This window comes from Bacillus sp. FSL W8-0223 (assembly GCF_038006805.1).
Lineage (GTDB): Bacteria > Bacillota > Bacilli > Bacillales > DSM-4216 > Bacillus_O > Bacillus_O smithii.
Genome location: NZ_JBBOVX010000001.1, coordinates 1,830,620 through 1,850,335 on the forward strand (window position 1 = coordinate 1,830,620; position 19,716 = coordinate 1,850,335).

Annotated in this window: 20 protein-coding genes, 1 pseudogene and 1 riboswitch; of the genes and pseudogenes, 9 read left to right on the plus strand and 12 right to left on the minus strand. The window is 38.1% G+C overall.

The genetic code is table 11. The annotated features are described in order from the left end of the window. The first annotated feature begins 111 nt into the window (after positions 1-111). The 7 genes from NST81_RS08935 (at position 112) to NST81_RS08965 (ending at position 5,398) form a co-directional block, all read left to right on the plus strand. On the plus strand, positions 112-375 hold the full coding sequence (locus NST81_RS08935; RefSeq protein WP_341029454.1) for an adhesin: 264 nt from the start codon (positions 112-114) through the stop codon (positions 373-375). A gap of 497 nt (positions 376-872) precedes the next feature. After that, positions 873-1,319 carry a MarR family winged helix-turn-helix transcriptional regulator gene (locus NST81_RS08940; RefSeq protein WP_341029456.1) on the plus strand — a complete coding sequence of 149 codons (447 nt, stop codon included), beginning with the start codon at positions 873-875 and terminating at the stop codon, positions 1,317-1,319. Between the two features lie 81 nt (positions 1,320-1,400). Further along, entirely contained in the window at positions 1,401-2,267 is an 867-nt protein-coding gene (locus tag NST81_RS08945) for a permease (protein WP_341029457.1), read from the plus strand. A gap of 13 nt (positions 2,268-2,280) precedes the next feature. Beyond that, positions 2,281-2,436 (plus strand): hypothetical protein, encoded by a 156-nt coding sequence (locus tag NST81_RS08950; RefSeq protein WP_341029458.1) that lies wholly within the window; start codon positions 2,281-2,283, stop codon positions 2,434-2,436. 70 nt (positions 2,437-2,506) lie between these two features. After that, positions 2,507-2,998 (plus strand): GNAT family N-acetyltransferase, encoded by a 492-nt coding sequence (locus tag NST81_RS08955; RefSeq protein ID WP_341029461.1) that lies wholly within the window; start codon positions 2,507-2,509, stop codon positions 2,996-2,998. A gap of 428 nt (positions 2,999-3,426) precedes the next feature. After that, a complete protein-coding gene (locus NST81_RS08960; RefSeq protein ID WP_341029464.1) occupies positions 3,427-3,594 on the plus strand; it encodes a hypothetical protein in 168 nt (55 codons plus the stop codon). A gap of 316 nt (positions 3,595-3,910) precedes the next feature. Continuing rightward, on the plus strand, positions 3,911-5,398 hold the full coding sequence (locus NST81_RS08965) for a tyrosine-type recombinase/integrase (protein ID WP_341029466.1): 1,488 nt from the start codon (positions 3,911-3,913) through the stop codon (positions 5,396-5,398). Between the two features lie 33 nt (positions 5,399-5,431). On the opposite strand, the gene NST81_RS08970 is transcribed toward NST81_RS08965, so the two are convergent. Continuing rightward, positions 5,432-6,349 carry a tyrosine-type recombinase/integrase gene (locus tag NST81_RS08970; RefSeq protein ID WP_341029467.1) on the minus strand — a complete coding sequence of 306 codons (918 nt, stop codon included), beginning with the start codon at positions 6,347-6,349 and terminating at the stop codon, positions 5,432-5,434. 955 nt (positions 6,350-7,304) lie between these two features. On the opposite strand from NST81_RS08970, the gene NST81_RS08975 reads away from it, so the two are divergent. Both NST81_RS08975 and NST81_RS08980 read left to right on the plus strand, forming a co-directional pair. Continuing rightward, entirely contained in the window at positions 7,305-7,481 is a 177-nt protein-coding gene (locus NST81_RS08975) for a hypothetical protein (protein WP_340396076.1), read from the plus strand. A gap of 15 nt (positions 7,482-7,496) precedes the next feature. Then, positions 7,497-8,327, plus strand: coding sequence for a serine/threonine-protein kinase (locus NST81_RS08980; protein WP_169799156.1), 831 nt, complete (start codon positions 7,497-7,499; stop codon positions 8,325-8,327). A 214-nt stretch (positions 8,328-8,541) separates the two neighbouring features. Here the strand turns inward: NST81_RS08980 and NST81_RS08985 are convergent. From NST81_RS08985 to parC, 11 genes and pseudogenes are all read right to left on the minus strand, one after another. After that, a pseudogene (locus tag NST81_RS08985) lies at positions 8,542-8,661 on the minus strand (alpha/beta hydrolase); the annotation flags it as partial. Positions 8,662-8,889: 228 nt separating this feature from the next. Then, positions 8,890-9,801 carry a sulfite exporter TauE/SafE family protein gene (locus NST81_RS08990; RefSeq protein WP_048623354.1) on the minus strand — a complete coding sequence of 304 codons (912 nt, stop codon included), beginning with the start codon at positions 9,799-9,801 and terminating at the stop codon, positions 8,890-8,892. Positions 9,802-9,834: 33 nt separating this feature from the next. After that, the gene (locus NST81_RS08995; RefSeq protein WP_341029471.1) at positions 9,835-10,458 is read right to left on the minus strand and encodes an NAD(P)-binding protein; all 624 of its coding nucleotides are present in this window, start codon (positions 10,456-10,458) and stop codon (positions 9,835-9,837) included. Then, entirely contained in the window at positions 10,439-11,200 is a 762-nt protein-coding gene (locus tag NST81_RS09000) for a sirohydrochlorin chelatase (RefSeq protein ID WP_341029473.1), read from the minus strand. The genes NST81_RS08995 and NST81_RS09000 overlap by 20 nt, the downstream gene beginning before the upstream one ends. Next, positions 11,197-11,970: a uroporphyrinogen-III C-methyltransferase gene (gene cobA, locus NST81_RS09005; protein WP_341029474.1), complete on the minus strand. Its 774-nt coding sequence runs from the start codon at positions 11,968-11,970 to the stop codon at positions 11,197-11,199. The genes NST81_RS09000 and cobA overlap by 4 nt, the downstream gene beginning before the upstream one ends. A 15-nt stretch (positions 11,971-11,985) precedes the next feature. After that, a complete protein-coding gene (locus NST81_RS09010) occupies positions 11,986-12,213 on the minus strand; it encodes a DUF3906 family protein (protein WP_048623358.1) in 228 nt (75 codons plus the stop codon). 17 nt (positions 12,214-12,230) lie between these two features. Further along, positions 12,231-13,856: a nitrite/sulfite reductase gene (locus tag NST81_RS09015; RefSeq protein ID WP_003352911.1), complete on the minus strand. Its 1,626-nt coding sequence runs from the start codon at positions 13,854-13,856 to the stop codon at positions 12,231-12,233. A gap of 16 nt (positions 13,857-13,872) precedes the next feature. Next, positions 13,873-14,466, minus strand: coding sequence for an adenylyl-sulfate kinase (gene cysC, locus NST81_RS09020; RefSeq protein WP_003352912.1), 594 nt, complete (start codon positions 14,464-14,466; stop codon positions 13,873-13,875). A 141-nt stretch (positions 14,467-14,607) separates the two neighbouring features. Then, entirely contained in the window at positions 14,608-15,759 is a 1,152-nt protein-coding gene (gene sat / locus NST81_RS09025) for a sulfate adenylyltransferase (RefSeq protein WP_270583807.1), read from the minus strand. A 54-nt stretch (positions 15,760-15,813) separates the two neighbouring features. Beyond that, positions 15,814-16,560: a phosphoadenylyl-sulfate reductase gene (locus NST81_RS09030; protein WP_341029478.1), complete on the minus strand. Its 747-nt coding sequence runs from the start codon at positions 16,558-16,560 to the stop codon at positions 15,814-15,816. A gap of 83 nt (positions 16,561-16,643) precedes the next feature. Then, a riboswitch (SAM riboswitch) is annotated at positions 16,644-16,755 on the minus strand. Between the two features lie 527 nt (positions 16,756-17,282). Continuing rightward, entirely contained in the window at positions 17,283-19,715 is a 2,433-nt protein-coding gene (gene parC, locus NST81_RS09035) for a DNA topoisomerase IV subunit A (RefSeq protein ID WP_048623362.1), read from the minus strand. Position 19,716: the final 1 nt, after the last annotated feature.

Genomic DNA, 19,716 nt, shown 5'->3' on the forward strand with positions numbered 1-19,716 from the left:
CAACAAGATGGGATTCGAATTGATTGTATGGCTGCGCTTGACTGTGAACATTTTTTAGAAGGTAGTGCAACACACGACTGAAGTAAATCATTTAAAGAGAGGGAGGAAGCCATGATTATTACAGAGGAAGCAAAATCATTTATTACACAAGTAATGGAAGAAAACGGAGTTCATACATTACGATTTGCATTTGAAGGCGCAGGATGTTGCGGCCCAAACTACAGCTTGACCTTAGCTAAAGGTGAGGAAAACGACATTACTGAAATCGTGAATGGCATTGAAGTAGCTATGGACCCGAAAGTAGTGGAGGTGGTACGTACTCTTACACAATTGAAAGGGGAGGGGAAAATGATTGGGATATATACATTCAGCTAATAAAGATGGTGGACAAATTAAGAAACAATTAAATGAGTGTTACTAACTTATAAAAAACGAACCGGTTAAAAAGAATATGTCGATATTGGAGAGACTGGTTTACAAAATAATTTTCCAGTGGCGCTTCAAGAATTGAATGTGGATATAGGCAAGGGGCTAGTCAAGAAAGTAATTTGTAACAGTCCGGATCGAATTTCAAGGCATAAAACAGACATAAAAATGTTTGTATTGCATTGTCAAGTAATGGTGTTGATCTTCAGTTTGTTGATGTTACAAATGTAATGATGTTGTTGTAAATTAATCTATGTTATTAAATCCAAAAAAATCGGCTAATGACGAAAGTTGATGACGTGTAGTTGTCAGCTTTTTTATTAAGTTGATATAAATACTTCATACAAAACAAAGGACGAAACATGTCGATAACTTTTCTTTATTTTTCAAAATTAAAAGTTGCAATTTGCAAATAATATGATATAAATAAGTCAGAGGTGAAAAAAATGGAAAACATTAGAGAGTTGTTTCAAGTGATGACACGTCGTTTCGGATTGCTGAATAAAAACTGCTGTTCAGTTGATGCTGTAGATATTTCTCTCCCTCAAAGCCATATTCTTTATGAAATCGACAAAAGAGAATACCCCTCTATGCAACAAGTAGCGGAATTATTGGGAATGGATATTACAACGTTCAGTAGACAGATTCAAAATTTAGTGAAAATGGGATTAGTAAAAAAAACGCCACTTCCTGAAGATCGAAGGGTATACACGTTATCGTTAACCACCGAGGGAAAGTTTATAGCAACAACCATTGATCGAGAAATAAATCAATATTTAGAAGAGGTATTTTCACATATGACGGAATTTGAGAAAGAAACAGTGATTCGTTCGATTAAATTGTTGAATGAATGCATGGCGAAATCAAGCGTTTGTTGTAAGCCGTTATCTTGAGACAAGTGTATCTAGGCTTGCCTTTTCATTAAATATATAGTTGCATTTTACAAATAAAATTAAAATAAGGGGAGATAACAAATGAGTATAGCGATTCTTCAAGACTTTCTTTATATTGCGTTAGAATTAACTCTTTTATTTTTGGCTATTTCGTTCATCATTAACTTTTTAGAAGGTTATATTCCTTATGCTAAAATGGAAAGTCTGTTAACAAAGCACCATCCGTTATTCGGAGCATTGGTTGCTGTCGCTTTTGCCTTTGTTACACCGTTTTGCTCCTGTTCTACGATTCCGGTTGTTGTAACGTTATTAAATCAGAAAGTCCGTTTCGGTATTGTGATGATTTTTCTATTTGCTTCCCCTGTGCTTGACCCAACAATATTGACACTCATGGCTGCGACACTCGGAGTAAAAGTGGCGATTTCTTATACCATTTTCACAACCATTTTATCCATACTGATTGGTTTTACTCTTGAAAAACTCGGATTTGAAAATCAAGTTAAGCAAGTAATGGTGAATGGAGAAGTAGAGATCCTAAAGAAACGAAACATGAAAGAAGCTTTACAGGAGACCTTACACTTAATGAAAACGGTTTATCCATATTTGCTTTTGGGTGCAGGCATTGGAGCCATTATTCATGGTGCTGTACCGACAGAATGGATCTCAACCTATATGGGAGGTGATAAGTGGTGGCTTGTTCCACTTGCAGCAATTATCGGAATTCCTTTGTATATTCGGCTTTCTTCGATGATTCCCATTTCGCAAATGTTGATTGCAAAAGGCATGGCATTGGGACCAGTCATGGCGCTGATGATTAGCTCAGCAGGTGCAAGCTTGCCGGAGATCACATTATTACACAGTATTTTTAGAAAGAAGCTGGTCTTAGCGTTTGTAGGTTCTGTCATGACGATGGCGACGTTATCAGGATTTTTATTCTATATCATTTAAGGAGGGATTCCACATGAACATCTTGAAAGTTATATTTGGCTATTCCCAAAAAAAGCAAGGTTGCTGCGATATTCAAATTGTGGAAGTAAAAGAAAACCAAGATGTTGCAGACAAAGTCACTATGGATCGTGAATGTTGCTCATCTACATCTCATCGTGAGTGTTGCTAATGGTTCATGGAAAAGGCATTAGGGCGATTTCTAGTGCCTTTTCTTATGAAAATAAGGAGGGAATTCTAATATGAACATTCGTAGTTTTCGCAAAGAGGATTGGATGCAAGTGAAGGAAATTTACGAGCAAGGAATTGCGACAGGACAAGCAACGTTTGAAACGACAGTACCATCGTTCGAAAAATGGGAATCGACCATTGCCGCAAATTTATGTTTAGTCGCTGAAAACGAAGAGGGCATTCAAGGTTGGTGTAAAATAAGTAAAGTATCGAGTCGCTGTGTGTATGAAGGAGTGGGAGAGGTGAGTGTGTATGTTCGAGATGTGAGTCGAGGTAAGGGAGTGGGAAAACAACTTCTACAAGCCATTATCAAAGAATCAGAGGAAAAAGGATTTTGGACATTAACTGCAGGGATTTTCCCTGAAAACATACCAAGTTTACGTTTACATCAAAGTGTTGGATTTCGTGAAGTTGGTATAAGACAGCGTATAGGAAAATTAAATGGAGTATGGCGTGATGTTGTAATGCTTGAACGTCGTAGTCAAATTGTAGGTATAGAATGATAATGCCTTTTAGATAACGAGTAATTTTAAGAATAACCTAAAATAAGATAATATGTGTCCAAAATTTAGGATCAATCCGGATTAGATTTAGTGTAAACTTAATTAGGTAATTCATCAGTCAATATTTATCTCGGCTTCCGCTCTTGATTTACACAAAACGATGCGTCTACTCAATTTGTTATCATTATTATATTGACTTTTTCGAAGGCGGGGGCGCTGGTGATCACTAAAATAAATTTTACAGATTCATATTAAAGATTCAATGTTCATTTATCATGAAAAAATCGATCAATGGATTTTTAATGATGATGAGACCAAGTTTTCAGTTAACGATTTTTATAAGTTAGAATACGATTTATTGGAACTTGAACAGATAAAAACATTAATTGAAAATTTGGATGTAGTTCATTGGGAGTGATGAGTACAGGTTGGAAGCGTATGATGAGTATCTCAGCGAATATCAGGAAAAAGCGATGAATGATGCTTCTAACATATTGACAGATCTATTAGAAGAAGCAAGAGAAGATGTATACTTAATATTTAACAGTTTAGAACAATTAATAAAACCCCTAAAAGTAATCAAAAACAACTTTTGAACAAGAAGTATGAACTTAACTAAAAAGTAGTAACAATAACAGTCAAAGCAAATGGCGATCACTAAACTCATTTAATTCATTTGATTTTTTGTCTTTCCAGAAATAAATAATTAAAAAAATTAGTTAAAAATCAAAATAAAAAATATTGACAATCAATATTAATTTGTTAAGATAATAGCATATCAAAAAATCTGAAAAATGAATATAAACCAACAAGGGAAAACCCCAAATCATTTAGCATTACTTTTCGTGCTTTATGCACGTTTAGTGATGGTAATGGTTTGGGGTTTTTATTATGTATTGGAGGATGAAGTATATGGAAAAAACGAGAATTACGGCAAAAAGTACACTCATTGAAGCTTATATTGACTTTGAGAGTAAAAAAAACTGGTCTAAAAATACGCGACGCAGTTATAGCAATACTATAAACGACGTTCAGGAAGATATGATTGCAAAAGGGATAGAACCCATACTAGAGAATCTTGACTATGATTATGCATTAACATGGGAAAACGAAATGCGAAAAGATAATTATAGCCCTAAAACAATTAAACAAAAACTAGCAACAATGGCTTCGCTTTTTTCACATCTAAACAAACTAGGTATTATAAACAGAAATCCTTTCTTAGCATTAAATGTTGAAGATTCTAATGAAATTAATCACCATTCAAGAGCATTGAGTATAGTAGAATTGTATGAAGTTTATAAAGCTGCACATGAATTAGATTCAGAAGGAGTAGCTGTTCTAATTCCCATACTTTTAGATATTTTTACTGGTCTACGCTCTACCTCATTAAAAAAATTAAAAGTACAGTCAATTTCTGAAGAATATAATGGGTTAATTTATAAATTTGACCCAAAAGAAGATCATGTCAAAAGTGAAAAAAAACTTAAAAAATATATAGATAACAATGAATATAATAGTTTAAATAGAAAAAACAAAAATTTTTTCTTGCCATTGCCACCTAAACTAATGACTATTTTAAAGAATTTTATACAAAATAAGAGACCAGAAGACCCGTTATTATATGGATTAAAAGGTAAGCCACTTGAGAATAAACAGATGAATTATATAACTGATAAAGTGTGTGAACACCTTGGGTGGATTAAAGTAGAATATGAGAATCCACCGATCATTGACAACAGAAGCAAAAAGAAAAAGAATCAAAAAAAAGGTAAAAAAATCATTACTAAGACAGAGAAATTCTTTACTCCTCACGGATTTAGATATACTATTGCGACTTTGTTTCATGAAATCGGTGTATCAGAAGATAGTATTAGATTCTTATTGGGGCATTCAAATTTTGAACTGCGCAATCTTAGACATTACATTCTTAGCGACGCGAAATATATCAAGGAAATTAGAGCTGCGCAAACTCTATTAGAGTCATTATTTGAAACTACAATGTATCTTGAGACAAATCATAATATTAAAGTAGATTTGGATTTGGTTTTTCAAGAGTTTCCAAATGCTTTTGATAAACAAAAGAAATACCCTAATTATGTAAATAACTTTACAGCGGAAATTATTTTTTTCTCGCTGTCCCAATTACGGCACGAGATTAATAAAAGAAGTCAAACTCAATTTGAAGATGGTATTACTTTCAAAGCTCCTGAATTGAATAATCAATTCCAAGTCATGCCGCAGCATGGATATGTGCCATTAAACAATCACATACCATTTAATGGAATATATAACCAAATACCGCAGGGAAGTTCAATGCCGTATAGCGGAGGAGGATACAACGGTTCATTGCAGCAACCAATATTTTTCACACACTGGTTACAGAATGAAAATAGATAACCAAATAACTACCCAATCTGGGTAGTTATTTGGTTATGAAGGGGCTTCAAAAATATTAAAGGAGTCGATTGCTTTCTTTTTCTGTTCAAAATCTACATGCGTATAGACTTGGGTTGTGACTAAACTTTCATGGCCAAGCAGCTCCTGAACGATACGTAGATCGACATTTTCTTTATTTTCTTGAATCAGTAATGTAGCAAAAGTATGACGCAAATGATGCAGAGAATACCGTTTAGGAGGCAAGCCAGCTTTTTCCAAAGTTTCTTTAAATATTTTATGTAGACCTCGTGGGTTCAACTGGTCGCCATTCTTATTAATAAATACAGGTTGTGAAGGATGTAACAGGTACTCAGGTAAGCTATTCTTATAGTCCACAATAAGAGGGACTATCATCGGGTGAAGAGGGAGTAGGCGTTCTTTTTTGCCTTTACCATGGATACGAATAGTGTTGTTAAATAGGTCAAGCTGCTCCCATGTTATGTCAACTAATTCAGATCTGCGCATACCAGTCGTTGCAAGTAATTTAAACATCAAATGGTTCCTAATGGCAAACCGACCTGTATCATTTTCAAGATATCGAAAGAGTTTTTGCAACTCCTGCAAGGTCATATATACAGGTAGTTTATTATCAATCTTCGGGGTTTCGATACCAACCATGAAATCATTCATCAACAGGTTTTCGCGTGTACAGTACTTCGTAAACGATTTTAAACAAGAGATTTTTCGGTGAATCGTTCTAGGTTTCATATTTTCTTTTGTAATTTGTTCTTGGATAAAACGTCGCACGAGAGTCTTATGAATGTCATTCAATTCAAGGGAACGATGATGCTTTAACAAAAAATCTTCAAATGTCCTAAGATCAAAAGAATAACCAGCAACAGTGTTTTTCGAATAGTTTTTTTCGATTTCTAGATACAGTAAAAATTCATCAATAGCTTCTTGCAGCAACATCTAAAATAACACCTCCAGTGATAATAAACGATTATTGATAACAAGTTCAAAAGATGATGATTATCGTCTAAAAAATAGATAATTCGTTTAACAAAAAACTGGCGAAAAATTATGAGGAACTTAGAAGAGGAAGTGCCTAATAATTGATCTTATAGGAACTTGAAGGGAAGAACCCCTAACATTACGAAAAAATAATTTAGTTTACATAATATATATTATAGGAAGTTAAGGATAGATTGTCTCATAATATAAGTATACTTGTTACATTGAGACAAAATAAAAATTTTGAAACGCTGATCTTAATTTTCATTTCAACCAATTATAAATCTTTCGGTATTCATTTTGAAAGTCTGATCGAAATGAATTCTATATGATCCTGTAAAGTCATTCATCGTGTAATGTTTTCATTCTGCATCGATCGATTATGATAATAATTTTATAATGTTGCTTTTTGGCTTAAACATCTCACAAATTAAACCGATCTATTTTCGCATCCGTCATTCTGTTTTATAACCTATATTTACCATTTAGAATGAAAGAATTGTAAGAAATTATTTTAGTCTATTCCATTCAATATTTCAGTGCAAACGCTATTTCTACAATTTATAATTCATTTTTCATTTATCCTCCTCCCTATTTTCCACCTAAAAGTCGTTCTGATGCTGCTGTTGCAGAGGACTCACCACTTGGTATTAGTTATATAAGATGGATATTTGAGATCATGCGGAGATATTCACTGGAATGATCCCCTTCTACTTTCGCACAGCATGAAACGCTTAAATTTCAATTTAACTGCTTCAAAACAGTTGCCTAACTATCCTTCTTTCTTTTTGCTTCGACCTTCCATCTTGTCAGTGTTACAATGCGTTCGTATTATTAAATAAAAGACAATTTTCATATCCTTTTTTGAAACCATTTGGCCTTTCGTTCGTAAAGAAAGTAAGGAGGCGATTGGATGCTAAAAAAATTTTTAAAAAGAATTTTAGACTCCTCTTCTTACCGTCACCATTCCCATTATAGCAGCGACGACAGCAGGAAATGGGAAAGAAGACACTCTTCCCACTACGGTCACCATTACTATAAGAAAAAATGGAAATCGAGCGGATTTTTCTTCCGTTCCCATAGCAGCTAATAAAGTCGGATGCGTATGAAGAAGTGGATAGACTTATTCGAAAGGGCCTTAAAAGTCGGAACCGTTCTCAACAATCGTTATGAAATCGTTCGATTGTTGGGTAAAGGAGGATATGGGCTGGTGTATGAAGCTCTTGACAACTCACTTGGCCAAAAAGTGGTTGTCAAACAATTAAGGAAGCGAAGAGCAAAATCCCAAAAGGATTGTCTCGCTTTTGAAAATGAAGCTGCCATATTGAAGTCTCTTTCCCATCCGGCTTTTCCTTCCTACATCGATTCTTTTCAAGATCAGACCGGAAAATTTATAGTGATGGAAAAATTGGACGGATACTCATTTGAAGAACTTATTTTTCAACAAAAAAAGGAATTTGATCATGACGATTCTTTGCTGATCTTATTAGAAGTGTTAAAACTTGTTCATTTTTTGCATTGCCAAGGGATTATACACCGCGATTTGCGGACCCCCAATATCCTGATGAACAACGATCAGCTGTTGATTATTGATTTTGGTTTAGCACGTCGAATAGGAGCTCGTGATGATTTCAATGAGAAAAATTTCAAACATGTCGCACGATGTTCCTTCTCGTTTCAAGAAGATCTAATGGCACTTGGCCATTTTGTTCTTTTTTTGCTGTATTCAACCTATAAGCCTGTTTCCATCAGGGAAAAGAGCTGGGAAGAAGAATTGAAGTTGCCTAGAAAAACTAAAGAGGTCATTCGAAAAATGCTTCATATCAGCCCTCCTTATGATTCTGTGGAACAAGTGATAGAAGATGTCCAAAACATCCTGTTTTCAAGTCCAAATCAGCGAGAAATAAAACCCATAATCGTTGCTCAAAATGGATAACGTGTAGCTGATTGTGGTTTCGAGATTGTTTGTTCCAATTCATGTTATGAACCATGATAAAAGAATGAAAGAAAAGAGCGTGTTTAAATCATCTTTTTTATAACACGCTCTTATAATATTAGAACTATATCACCCTATGTATAACATCTTCTCCTAAGCGTTCATTTATTAGTTAAAGGGACTCTTCAATTCTATCCAACCATTTATTTACTAGTTCCATACAACCACTCATTAAACGATGGTCAGGAGAATAACCATGCATCATGATAATCGGTTTACCTTCCCCTAAATCTTCATAATAGATTTCAGCTTGCCGAACTTTACAATAGGTCATATCTCATCCTTCTTTCTTCCATTTTGAAAAATCGCTTAATTGACATAATATTTATTCGCTTTTTTCGTCTTAAACTCCTGGTTCCTTTACTATTGCTTAAAAACATCCGATTTTTTTCATTTTCGCGATGATGAATACTATTTTTGTATTCTTAACCAATCATTTTTTCAAATAAAATGAACAACACGCCTGCTGATAACAGGCGTGTATGATAGTTTTGAAGGTTTTCTATTCGACATGAATCTTTTTAAGATTTTTGGTGAAACGGCTGTTTTGGGCCGCTAAATTTCGATGTTTTTTCATCACAAACAGTACGCTTAAAGCCCATACAAGGAAAACGGCGATATTAGCAAAAGTAATCCACGAATCAGATAAATTTCTTGATTTTAATAATGTTTGCAAATTCGAATAAATGATCATTCCACCAACAAGGACACCTAGCAAATGGGAAGGAATGATTTTTATTAAAAATGCGGCGATCGGTGCGGCAATCAGGCCTCCAATCATTAAGGCCAATGTCCAGATCCAGTTGATTTCATTCGCTCCTAGCGAAAGAAGAAATCCTATGCTTGACGCAAGTGATACTGCGAATTCGCTTGTATCCACTGAACCGATCACTTTCCTCGGTTCCAGATCCTTTTTGGATAACAATGTCGGGGTTGCTATCGGGCCCCATCCCCCACCGCCGGTCGCATCGAAAAATCCGGCGATAAATCCTAAGGGAACGAACAGTTTTTTGGACACTTTTTTTCCTTCAGCCTTTTCATTCTGACTGGATCGGAAAATAAAGCGAAATATAATGTACACCCCTAAAAGTAGAAGAAAAATGGAGATGTACGGCTTTAACACGTCTCCCGGAAGATTACTTAATACGGTAGCACCTAGGAAAGCCCCGATGGATCCAGGGATAATTAATTTCAAGACGATTTCTTTGTCGATGTTTCCGAAACGTATATGAGAAATGCCGGACGCTGCCGTTGTCACCACTTCTGCCAAATGAACAGAAGCGGAGGCTGCAGCCGGAGCGATGCCATACAATAACAGCAAGGAAGTGGATGTTAAACCATAACCCATTCCAAGCGATCCGTCTACTAATTGTGCCGCTAAACCTACTAATGCAAGTACGATTAATTTTTGCATTATTGTTCCTCCATTCAAACACAAACAAACCAATCATAATAGATCGTGATTCCATACAGATTCCAGTTGCTCTCTAAACCGTTGCTGTTCTTTGGTTGAAGATAGATAAATGGGGTCTACCGCTTTTTTCAGCCATTTTCTTTTTTCTTGCGGATCTGATATATGCTGTTTGATTGTTTCCCTGATTTCAAATAAAAATTCTAAGTAAGATTCATAGCGCTCATCATATTGCTCGGCTATTTGGTTTTTAATCTGTTTAGCCAAAGTGGGACTGGCTCCTCCTGTTGATACACCGATGACTAATTTTCCACGATTGAATGATGCCGGGATCGTGCAATTTCCTTTTTGGGGATCCGTTGTATTGACCACAAGCTGATGAGGTTTGGCCGAATTGGCTATTTGATCATTTACGATTTTGGAATTGGTAGCAGCAATGACGAAAAAAGCGTCTTTATAATCCTCATATTCAATCGACTTTTGAATAAGCGTCACCTTTTTTTCATTTGCCAGCTCCACGATCCTATGGTGAAAAGTAGGGCTCACAACATGAACATGAACGTGATATTTTAGCAAATGTTGAATCTTGTGGTAGGCGACATGACCGCCGCCCGCTACAACGATTTTTTTATCCGATAAATCAACCATAATAGGAAACATGGATTTCCCCCATTTTCAACGCATTTTTCACTCGATCTTGGACAGCTTCTTTCAGCAAAGGATCATATCCTAAATAACGGCATAAGATGACATCCTTTTCTGTATCGAGATCACGAATTTTCTTTTCCATCCCTTTCATTAAGAGTCCGGTAAATAACAAATATGGGAGTACAAAAATTTGTTTAAGTCGAGATTCATTGACCATCTCTTCCAAAGCTTCTTCAAAGCTTGGAGACGCCCCAGTTAGATAAGAAGTTTTCACATAAAAATACTCGGTTTTTTGTTTAAATCGACGAGCAAGTTCGTTAAAATCAAGCTGCATATCCTTGTCTTTGCTGCCGCGTGCTACAAGCAATACTCCTGCATGGTCCTTAATCGGAACTCCTGTTTCTTTGATTCTATTTTTTAATATTTCAGACACACTTTTATGTACGCCAATCGGTTCTCCATACAGGATCGTCACAGAAGGATAAGAAACTTGCAGCTGCAGCAAGATTTTAGGAATATCGGTTTTCACGTGTCCTGCCGCAAAGAGGAGAATGGGAATGACATATACTTCGTCAGCCCCTTTTTCAATGCAGCGTAAAAAAGCGTTTTTGATCGTAGGCCGGACCAATTCAAGAAATGCAATTTCTTGAATTGGGATGGATATCTCTTTTTGAACTTGTCGAACAAATTCAATCGCTTGTTCGCATCCTTTTTTGACCCGGCTTCCATGGCAAATATATAGGACGGCTTTCATACGGATTCCCCCATTAAAATGAACGGCTCGGTTTTTTCAAACCAACTCAGCTTCTCCCGCAGCTTTACCACTTCCCCAATCACAATCATGCTTGGATTTTCCACCTTTTCTCGACGAACTACATCAACGATGGTTTCCAACGTACCTGTTACAGTCCGCTGCTGGGAGGTAGTTCCCCAATGAACTAGAGCAACTGGGGTATCTTTCGGTTTGCCGAATTTCAGCAATTGTTCTTGAATGTACGGAAGATTGCTGACTCCCATATATATGGCCAGCGTATCGATTCCTTTTGCCAGAGCTTCCCATTTCAAGTCTTCATGGGTTCCTTCCTTGCGATGTCCAGCCACAAAAGCAAAACTGCCGCTATACTCCCGATGGGTAACAGGAATTCCGGCATAAGCCGGGGCAGCGATTCCTGATGTTATGCCAGGCACTACTTCAAACGGAATGCCATTCTTTACTAAAAATTCCGCTTCCTCCCCGCCTCTTCCAAACACAAAGGGATCGCCTCCTTTTAACCGCGTCACTGTTTTCCCTGCTTTTGCATGTTTTACTAGAATGTGATTAATCGTTTCTTGCTGGAGATGGTGATGTTTCGGCAATTTACCGCAGAAAATCAGAGTAGCTCCCTGTTTGGCATAATCCAACAATGCGGGATTTATAAGGCGGTCGTATAAAATCACGTCCGCCTCTTGAATGGCTTTTAAACCTTTTAATGTAATTAATTCTGGATCGCCTGGGCCGGCTCCCACCAGGAACACTTTTCCCAACTTTCTCAACTCCTATCAATATTTTGCGTATTGATCATGATCGGTTCCAATGACAAATCCGCCGCCATTTCTTAGTTTCTTTTTTTCATATAACACAATTTCTTCAATGGGCGGTAAGGTTAAATAAAATTTTTCCAATTCTATTTCAACTAATTCAAATGCCCGTTCGTCATTGTCAGCCGCAATGATGACAGGTATCATTTGCTGATCCTCTGTGATGACTTCAAAACGATATAGAGTCATAGTTTTCCTCTTTCTTGTCAAGCTGTTAAGGCCAAATTGCTTAATATACGATCCAACTCTTCTTGAAGTGGTTCTATTCCCACTCGTTTGAAGTATTCAAAAAACGTTTCGCCTTCCAATTTGGTCTTGCTGAAATAGGTTAAGAATTCTTTTAATACAAACGGCAGATGTTCGCCGTCGATTCTTCCTTTTAATTTTTGGTTAAATTGGCCGCCATTCAACAATGTTCCGCCAACATTGATTTCAAATGCTTGCACCATTTTCTTTTCTTTATTTTTCATTAAAACTCCTTGCAAGCCAATATCAGCAATTTGCCGCTGGCCGCAAGAGTTAGGGCAGCCCACCATATTGATGCGAACCGGAACATCCACATCCACTTCCTTGTCAAGAAATGCGGCAAGCCGTCTCATTCTTTCTTTTGTCTCAGTCAAAGCTAAATTACAAAATTCAATACCTGTGCATGAAATGGCATAAGCGGTGAAACGCGGTGGACGTATCGAGAATTTCTCCAGAATAGGTTCTTTAAGCAAAGCATCTACATTTTCAGTCGGAACATTGGCAATAATCAAATTTTGCGAACCACATGTCCGGACTTCTCCGTTTCCATATTTTTTCGCCAGCCGAGCCAATTCCAATGCATCTTCTACTTGCAGTCTTCCCACTGGAATATTCAAACCGACGTAATGCAGTCCTTCTTGTTTTTGTGGATGAACTCCGTAAAAATAGCTGGCATTCCATCCTTTTGTCAGATCAGTTCCTGCTTCAGGAAGCGGACCGGTAAGTTCTAACAATTTTTCTTTGAATTTTTCCGGACCCCAATCCGCCACTAAAAATTTCAAGCGTGCATGATTTCGTCTTTCCCGATAACCGTAATCACGGAAAATGGTCAGAACGCCTTTTACAACATCTTTTACTTTTTCAGGCAGTACAAAGATATCGAGTGGAACAGCTAGTTTTGGCACCGCGGACAACCCGCCGCCAACTTTTAGATGGAACCCTATCTTTTCCTCTCCGTCGATGACTTTTTTGGCTGGAACGAATGCACAGTCATTGATTTCTGCTTGTCCGGAATTATAAACATTAGCGTTGATTGAAATTTTAAACTTTCGAGGCAGGTTGGAAAAATCTTCGTTGCCGGTCAGAAATTCATGTATTTCTTGAACGATCGGACGAGTATCCAATACTTCGTCTTTATCAATGCCTGCCAACGGATTTCCGAGAATATTCCGAGGAACATCACCGCAGGCGAAAGTGCTGGTCAATCCCACTTTATTCAAGCGATCAAAAATTTCCGGAATGTTTTCAATTCTCAACCAATGAAATTGGACGGCTTGGCGAGTTGTAATATCAAAAAAGTTTCGTCCAAAATCTTTTGCAATGCCCGCCAAAGTTTCTAACTGTTCATTGTTTAGTATTCCAGTCGGCACTTTTACCCTCATCATAAAATAGCCGTCTTCTTTCGGACGTTGCAAATAAAGCCCCGCCCATTTAAATGCACCCCATTCTTCTTTTGGAATGGATGAGAAGCCGTGTTCCGCATAGTATGGAATATCATTAAAAATTTCCAAACCGTCTTTTTCCAGTTTCCGAAGTTCATCCTTATTCAATTTGGGATTATCCTTCCACACTTTTTCATAACTCATAGAAATTCCTCCTCCTTTAGATCCAATTTCTTTCTTTTATATAGGACAAAAGCTGTTCCGCGCATTCTTCGATTGAAAACCGATCGGTCTCCAATACGATTTCAGGCGATTCAGGCTCTTCATAGGGAGAAGAGATACCTGTGAAATCTGAAATCTCTCCTTTACGCGCCTTTTTATAAAGTCCTTTTGGATCACGTTCTTCGCATTGGCTGAGGGGACATTTGACATACACTTCAATAAATTCATCTTCTTCGAGCAATTTTCTGACCGTTTCACGATCTTCACGAAATGGGGAAATAAAAGCAGTAAATACCATTTGCCCACTATCTACAAATAATTTGGCGACTTCTCCAATTCGGCGAATGTTTTCTTTGCGATCTTGTTCCGAAAATCCGAGGTCTTTGTTTAAACCGTGGCGGATATTGTCCCCATCTAACACATAAGTCTGCACCCCTAATTCATGAAGTTTTTTGGCGACGCGGTTGGCGATCGTGGATTTTCCTGATCCCGACAGCCCTGTAAACCAGAATACAGCGCTGTGATGCCCATTCCGTTTCCGGCGTTCCTCTTTTTGCAAAGATGGTTCATGCCATACAATATTTTGTGCCATTCTATATTCCCCTTTTTGCTGACTCATTTATAAAAGCTTTATACAAGTAGTGTTGAGATCTATTAATACTTTTTGATTGAACCCGCCGCCAACTCCCTATTTAAGAAGTCAACGGCTGGTTTTAGAAGCACTAGCGCTTTTTTATTGATGAACCGGCGCTTTTTCTTTTAAGCCTTTAATTAAAACTTCCACCACTTCCTTACGGCTAAAAGTGCTAGGCGGCACTTCTCCATTGCGGAGCATTTCCCTTACTTTTGTTCCTGATAATATGACATGGTGTTCTTTTCCATGCGGGCAAGTTTTCGTAGACGCCATGCTTTCACATTTCGTACAGTAAAAACTATGTTCAAAGAATAAGAGAGTAATATCAATTTCCTCCCGAGTAAATTGGTCAAATATTTTTTGAGCGTCATACGTACCGTAATAATTTCCGACTCCTGCATGGTCTCTCCCGACGATAAAATGCGTGCAGCCATAATTTTTTCGCACCATCGCGTGGAATACAGCTTCCCTTGGGCCGGCGTAGCGCATGGCTGCCGGGAATACGGCTAAAAACACACGGTCTTCAGGGTAATAATTTTTCAAAAGTACTTGGTAGCTTTCCATCCGGACATCAGCAGGGATGTCGTCTGCTTTTGTTTCCCCGACAAGCGGATTTAAAAAGAGGCCGTCCACAATTTCAAGAGCTGATTTCTGAATATATTCATGCGCCCGATGAACCGGATTTCTGGTTTGAAAGCCGACAACTTTTTTCCAGCCTTTTTCTGCGAAAATTCTTCTCGTTTCTGCCGGGTCAAAATAAAATTCGCTAAATTGCGTTCTTTTAATTCTTTTGACTAGAACAATAGGACCTCCTACATAAACATTTCCGCGGCTGAACATTTTTTTCACACCCGGATGGGCTAGTTCCGTTGTTTTGTAAACCAATTCCGCCTCTTTTTGTTGATCTGGTTCATAAATATCTTTAATGGTGATCACACCATATGTAGCACCGTCAAAAGTAAGCCGAACCTGTTCCCCGATTTGTAGATCGGCTGCTTTTTCTTTTGTGACCGGCAGTGTAATGGGGATGCTCCAAACAATGCCGTTGGAGAGCCTCATCGTTTCGACTACGCTGTTGTAATCTTTTTCTTCTAGGAATCCTGTTAAAGGACTATAGGCTCCTGTCGCGATTAATTCAAGATCGCTTAAAGCAGTGGCATCCAGCTCAATTTCTTTTTCAATGCCTTCGAATGGATATTCTGGATTGTACGCTTGAATTAGAACTCCTCCGTGCGGTTTTATTTCGGTCATGTAGAGGATCCTCCTTATTTTATATATTTAATCAGTCTACTTGGTTTAGTGATTTTAAGAGGGCAGATGTAAACCGCATTCCGTTTTTCCGGTGCCTTTCCATCTTCCGGCCCGTAAATCCTCTAAATCAAATACAGGAGAGGTGCAAGGCTGGCATCCGATGCTTGGGTATCCTTGATCGTGCAAAGGATGGTAAGTCAGTTCTTCATTATACGCATACCGCCAAATTTCTTTCCACGTCCAATGAATTAATGGACAAATTTTAATTTTGCCAAACTTTTTATCAAGGTTTATGTAATTCGTGTGTTTTCTTGTTTCTGATTGTTCCCTTCTCAAGCCTGAGATCCATGCTTCAACAGGTTCGAGAACACTTTTTAGCGGAACAATTTTGCGTAGATGGCAGCACAAATTCGGATCTTTTTTCCATAATTCTTCACCGTATTGTTCACTTTGCTGCTGCAGCGTTAATTCCGGCTTTTGCATGACGATGTTCAGTTCCGGATAACGTTCTCTCGCTTTATCAATGGTTTCGTATGTTTCTTGAAAGTGCAGTCCTGTGTCTAAGAAAACGACGGTCGCTTTTGGATTGATTTTATAAATCAAGTCCACAAGTACACTTCCTTCTATTCCAAAACTGCACGAATAGACAATTTTTTCTCCATAATGGTCATAGGCCCATTCCAGAACTTCTAATGCCCCTTTTGTTTCACTCTTTTCATCAAATTTCGGTAGTTGATAATGATCCCACGTGTCAAACGTTAATAATTCGCTCAAAATACCCCTTCTTTCTATACCACTCATTGGTGTTCCTGTTTAGAGGCTGATGGTAAAATGAAAAAATCTTTCCATTTCAGGAAAGAATCAATAGGTACCATATCATACATACCTTATCTCCCAAAATGGATACCATTTTGCTGGAATTGGCACCTTACCTTCTTTTCAAGGCAGGTTGCCAGACTTCATTGGGCCAGGTCCCTCCGTCGTTCTTGATAAGTTTAATTGCTTTTTATTTTATCAGAAAGTTACTAAAAGTCAACGAATTTTTCCGCAGTTTTTTGATAGGAATTTATAGGAATTTATAAAATTTGTAGAATCATTTTACCTTTTCGTATAAATAAACTCATAGGCAGCAAGAAAAAATTTAAAGAGAACAACTCTTTGCTGAAATGAAATTTTTCTTCCTTCTTAAATTTGGGGCATTGTATTTCCTGCATTGGAGTCATTGTTTTGCCACATCCATTGCTTGAAAGGATTAACTTCTTGATGGGGCGTTTGAAGATTTTACGGTGGAAAACGGTTTGGCATTAAAAAGTAGTACCTTCTTGGAAGTGATCCGAAAAAGAGCGACATGTTTTAAAAAATGGATATAAATACCCATATCGTTTGTCTGATGATTTGTTCAAAACAATACAAATGAATTATTGTGCAAAAAAAATCTCCCATCAAAATCTTTTTGATGGGAGATCCTTCTACTTTTGTTTTACAGCATTGCTTATACATATATCTCGCCGTAGAAAAATCCTTTACTCTGTACCGGACGGTTTTTCTGTCCATCCTTCTATGACTGTACCGCTTTCTGATTCGTCAATGGCAAAATTGCCATTTGAGTAGCGGTCATTCTCTCTTAATCCGGAAAGGGAAACCGTTTCTACGACTCCTTTTTCCGTTCGCAAATAAACGATGGAGTCATTGTCGGTGAGATCTAAATACGCAATTCGGTGCGGATGGGATTTTAATTCTCTTAATAAAACAAGGCCCCGTTTGGCTCTGGACATTTTTTCCATTTCATTCAATTTCATTTTTTTCACAGCTCCGCGCTGGGTTGCCACAAAAATATAAGGCTGTTCTCCTCGGACGAATACTTTTCCTCTGACCACATAATCATCTTCTTTTAAATTGATGCCTTTTACTCCGGCCGCTCTTGGTCCTACGGTATTAATTTCTTCTTCTTCAAACCATAGCCCATATCCCAACCTTGTAGCAATGAACACATCCATTTGGCCGTTTGTTAAAAACACATCGATTACTTCATCATTATCTTTTAAATTAATGGCCACAAGCGGACGTGAATAGCGCTGTGCTTTATACTGAGACAGTTCAGATTTTTTGGTCATGCCGTTTTTCGTGAAAAAGAGAAGATAGCCCTTTTCCTCAAAATTTTGGACCGCAATGGCTTGAATGATCTTTTCGTCTTTTCCTATGGCGATCAGGTTGGCAATATGCTGCCCCATTTCTTTCCAGCGAATATCAGGCAATTCGTGTACAGGAATATACAAATAATTCCCTTTGTTAGTGAACAATAGCAGCACATCGGTGGTGCTCAATTCCGCTTGGAACAGCAACCGATCTGAATCTTTCATCGCCAAATCGGCACCGCTTGAAGCCGAGTAGGAACGAAGACTTGTTCTCTTAATATATCCTTCTTTCGTAACGGTTACCATGACGTCTTCAATAGCAACGGTCACTTCAGGATTGATTTTTATTTCTTCTATTTCTTTTTCAATGGTCGTCCGTCTTTCATCCCCATACCGCTTTTTCATTTCGATTAATTCCTTTTTAATAACGGACAATAGTTTCTTTTCGCTTTCCAATATGGCCGTCAATTCAGCGATTTTCTTTTTCAAATCTTCCGCTTCTTTTTGCAAAGCAGTGACATCCGTATTGGTAAGGCGGTACAGTTGAAGGGAAACGATCGCTTCTGCTTGCGGTTCAGAGAATTCAAATCGATTCATTAAATTCAGCTTTGCGTCTTTTTTGTCTTTGGATCCTCTAATCACCGCAATCACTTCATCGAGTATGGACAGCGCTTTGATTAATCCTTCTACAATATGTTGTCTTTCCTTCGCTTTTTGCAAATCGTATTTTGAACGGTTCGTGACCACTTCTTTTTGATGGGCGATATAAGCGTCCAACAGGGCAGGCAAACTCATCAGTTTCGGCCGGCGCTCATGAATCGCCACCATGTTGAAGTGGTACGCAATTTGCAGATCGCTATTTTTATACAAATAGTTCAGAATTCCTTCTGCATTTGCTTCTTTTTTCAATTCAATGACGATCCGCATGCCCGTTCGATCGGTTTCATCCCGGACTTCGGCGATTCCTTCCACTTTTTTGTCAATACGAAACTCTTCAATCCGTTTGACAAGATTCGCTTTATTGACATCAAACGGAATTTCAGTTACCACAATTTGTTTGCGCCCGCCGCGAATCGTTTCTATTTCCGTTTTACCGCGTATCACAATTTTTCCTTTTCCTGTTTCATATGCTTTTTTGATTCCGTCAATTCCTTGTATAATGCCCCCGGTCGGGAAATCAGGACCCTTAATGACCTTCATCAAATCGTCTACGGTGCAATCAGGTTGATCCATTCGCATAATGACACCGTCAATAATTTCTCCTAAATGATGAGGCGGTATTTCCGTCGCATATCCAGCCGAAATACCCGTAGAACCGTTCACAAGCAAATTTGGAAATCTTGCCGGGAGGACGGTCGGTTCATATGCGGTATCATCAAAATTAGGCACAAAATCAACTGTTTTTTTATCAATGTCCCTCAGCAGCTCTGATGCGATCGCGGACAGTCTCGCTTCTGTATAACGCATTGCAGCCGGAGGGTCGCCGTCGATGCTTCCGTTGTTTCCTTGCATTTCGATCAGCAGGTTCCGCAATTTCCAGTCTTGGCTCATCCTGACCATGGCTTCGTAAACAGAGGAATCACCGTGCGGGTGGTAATTGCCAATGACATTACCTACCGTTTTAGCAGATTTTCGAAAAGCTTTGTCATGAGTATTGCCATCGACCAGCATTGCGTACAATATGCGCCTTTGTACAGGCTTTAAACCATCGCGGGCATCCGGCAGCGCCCGATCTTGAATGATGTATTTGCTGTACCGGCCAAAACGGTCGCCCAACACTTCCTCAAGTGGTAAATCTTGAAAACGTTCTTCCATTGCCATC

Bases quoted from the DNA above. Each gene is read 5' to 3' on its own strand.
- NST81_RS08935 (WP_341029454.1), top strand. From the start codon at position 112: ATGATTATTACAGAGGAAGCAAAATCATTTATTACACAAGTAATGGAA.
- NST81_RS08940 (WP_341029456.1), top strand. From the start codon at position 873: ATGGAAAACATTAGAGAGTTGTTTCAAGTGATGACACGTCGTTTCGGA.
- NST81_RS08945 (WP_341029457.1), top strand. From the start codon at position 1,401: ATGAGTATAGCGATTCTTCAAGACTTTCTTTATATTGCGTTAGAATTA.
- NST81_RS08950 (WP_341029458.1), top strand. From the start codon at position 2,281: ATGAACATCTTGAAAGTTATATTTGGCTATTCCCAAAAAAAGCAAGGT.
- NST81_RS08955 (WP_341029461.1), top strand. From the start codon at position 2,507: ATGAACATTCGTAGTTTTCGCAAAGAGGATTGGATGCAAGTGAAGGAA.
- NST81_RS08965 (WP_341029466.1), top strand. From the start codon at position 3,911: ATGGAAAAAACGAGAATTACGGCAAAAAGTACACTCATTGAAGCTTAT.
- NST81_RS08970 (WP_341029467.1), bottom strand. From the start codon at position 6,349: ATGTTGCTGCAAGAAGCTATTGATGAATTTTTACTGTATCTAGAAATC.
- NST81_RS08975 (WP_340396076.1), top strand. From the start codon at position 7,305: ATGCTAAAAAAATTTTTAAAAAGAATTTTAGACTCCTCTTCTTACCGT.
- NST81_RS08980 (WP_169799156.1), top strand. From the start codon at position 7,497: ATGAAGAAGTGGATAGACTTATTCGAAAGGGCCTTAAAAGTCGGAACC.
- NST81_RS08990 (WP_048623354.1), bottom strand. From the start codon at position 9,801: ATGCAAAAATTAATCGTACTTGCATTAGTAGGTTTAGCGGCACAATTA.
- NST81_RS08995 (WP_341029471.1), bottom strand. From the start codon at position 10,458: ATGTTTCCTATTATGGTTGATTTATCGGATAAAAAAATCGTTGTAGCG.
- NST81_RS09000 (WP_341029473.1), bottom strand. From the start codon at position 11,200: ATGAAAGCCGTCCTATATATTTGCCATGGAAGCCGGGTCAAAAAAGGA.
- NST81_RS09010 (WP_048623358.1), bottom strand. From the start codon at position 12,213: ATGACTCTATATCGTTTTGAAGTCATCACAGAGGATCAGCAAATGATA.
- NST81_RS09015 (WP_003352911.1), bottom strand. From the start codon at position 13,856: ATGAGTTATGAAAAAGTGTGGAAGGATAATCCCAAATTGAATAAGGAT.
- cysC (WP_003352912.1), bottom strand. From the start codon at position 14,466: ATGGCACAAAATATTGTATGGCATGAACCATCTTTGCAAAAAGAGGAA.
- sat (WP_270583807.1), bottom strand. From the start codon at position 15,759: ATGACCGAAATAAAACCGCACGGAGGAGTTCTAATTCAAGCGTACAAT.
- NST81_RS09030 (WP_341029478.1), bottom strand. From the start codon at position 16,560: ATGAGTGGTATAGAAAGAAGGGGTATTTTGAGCGAATTATTAACGTTT.
- parC (WP_048623362.1), bottom strand. From the start codon at position 19,715: ATGGCAATGGAAGAACGTTTTCAAGATTTACCACTTGAGGAAGTGTTG.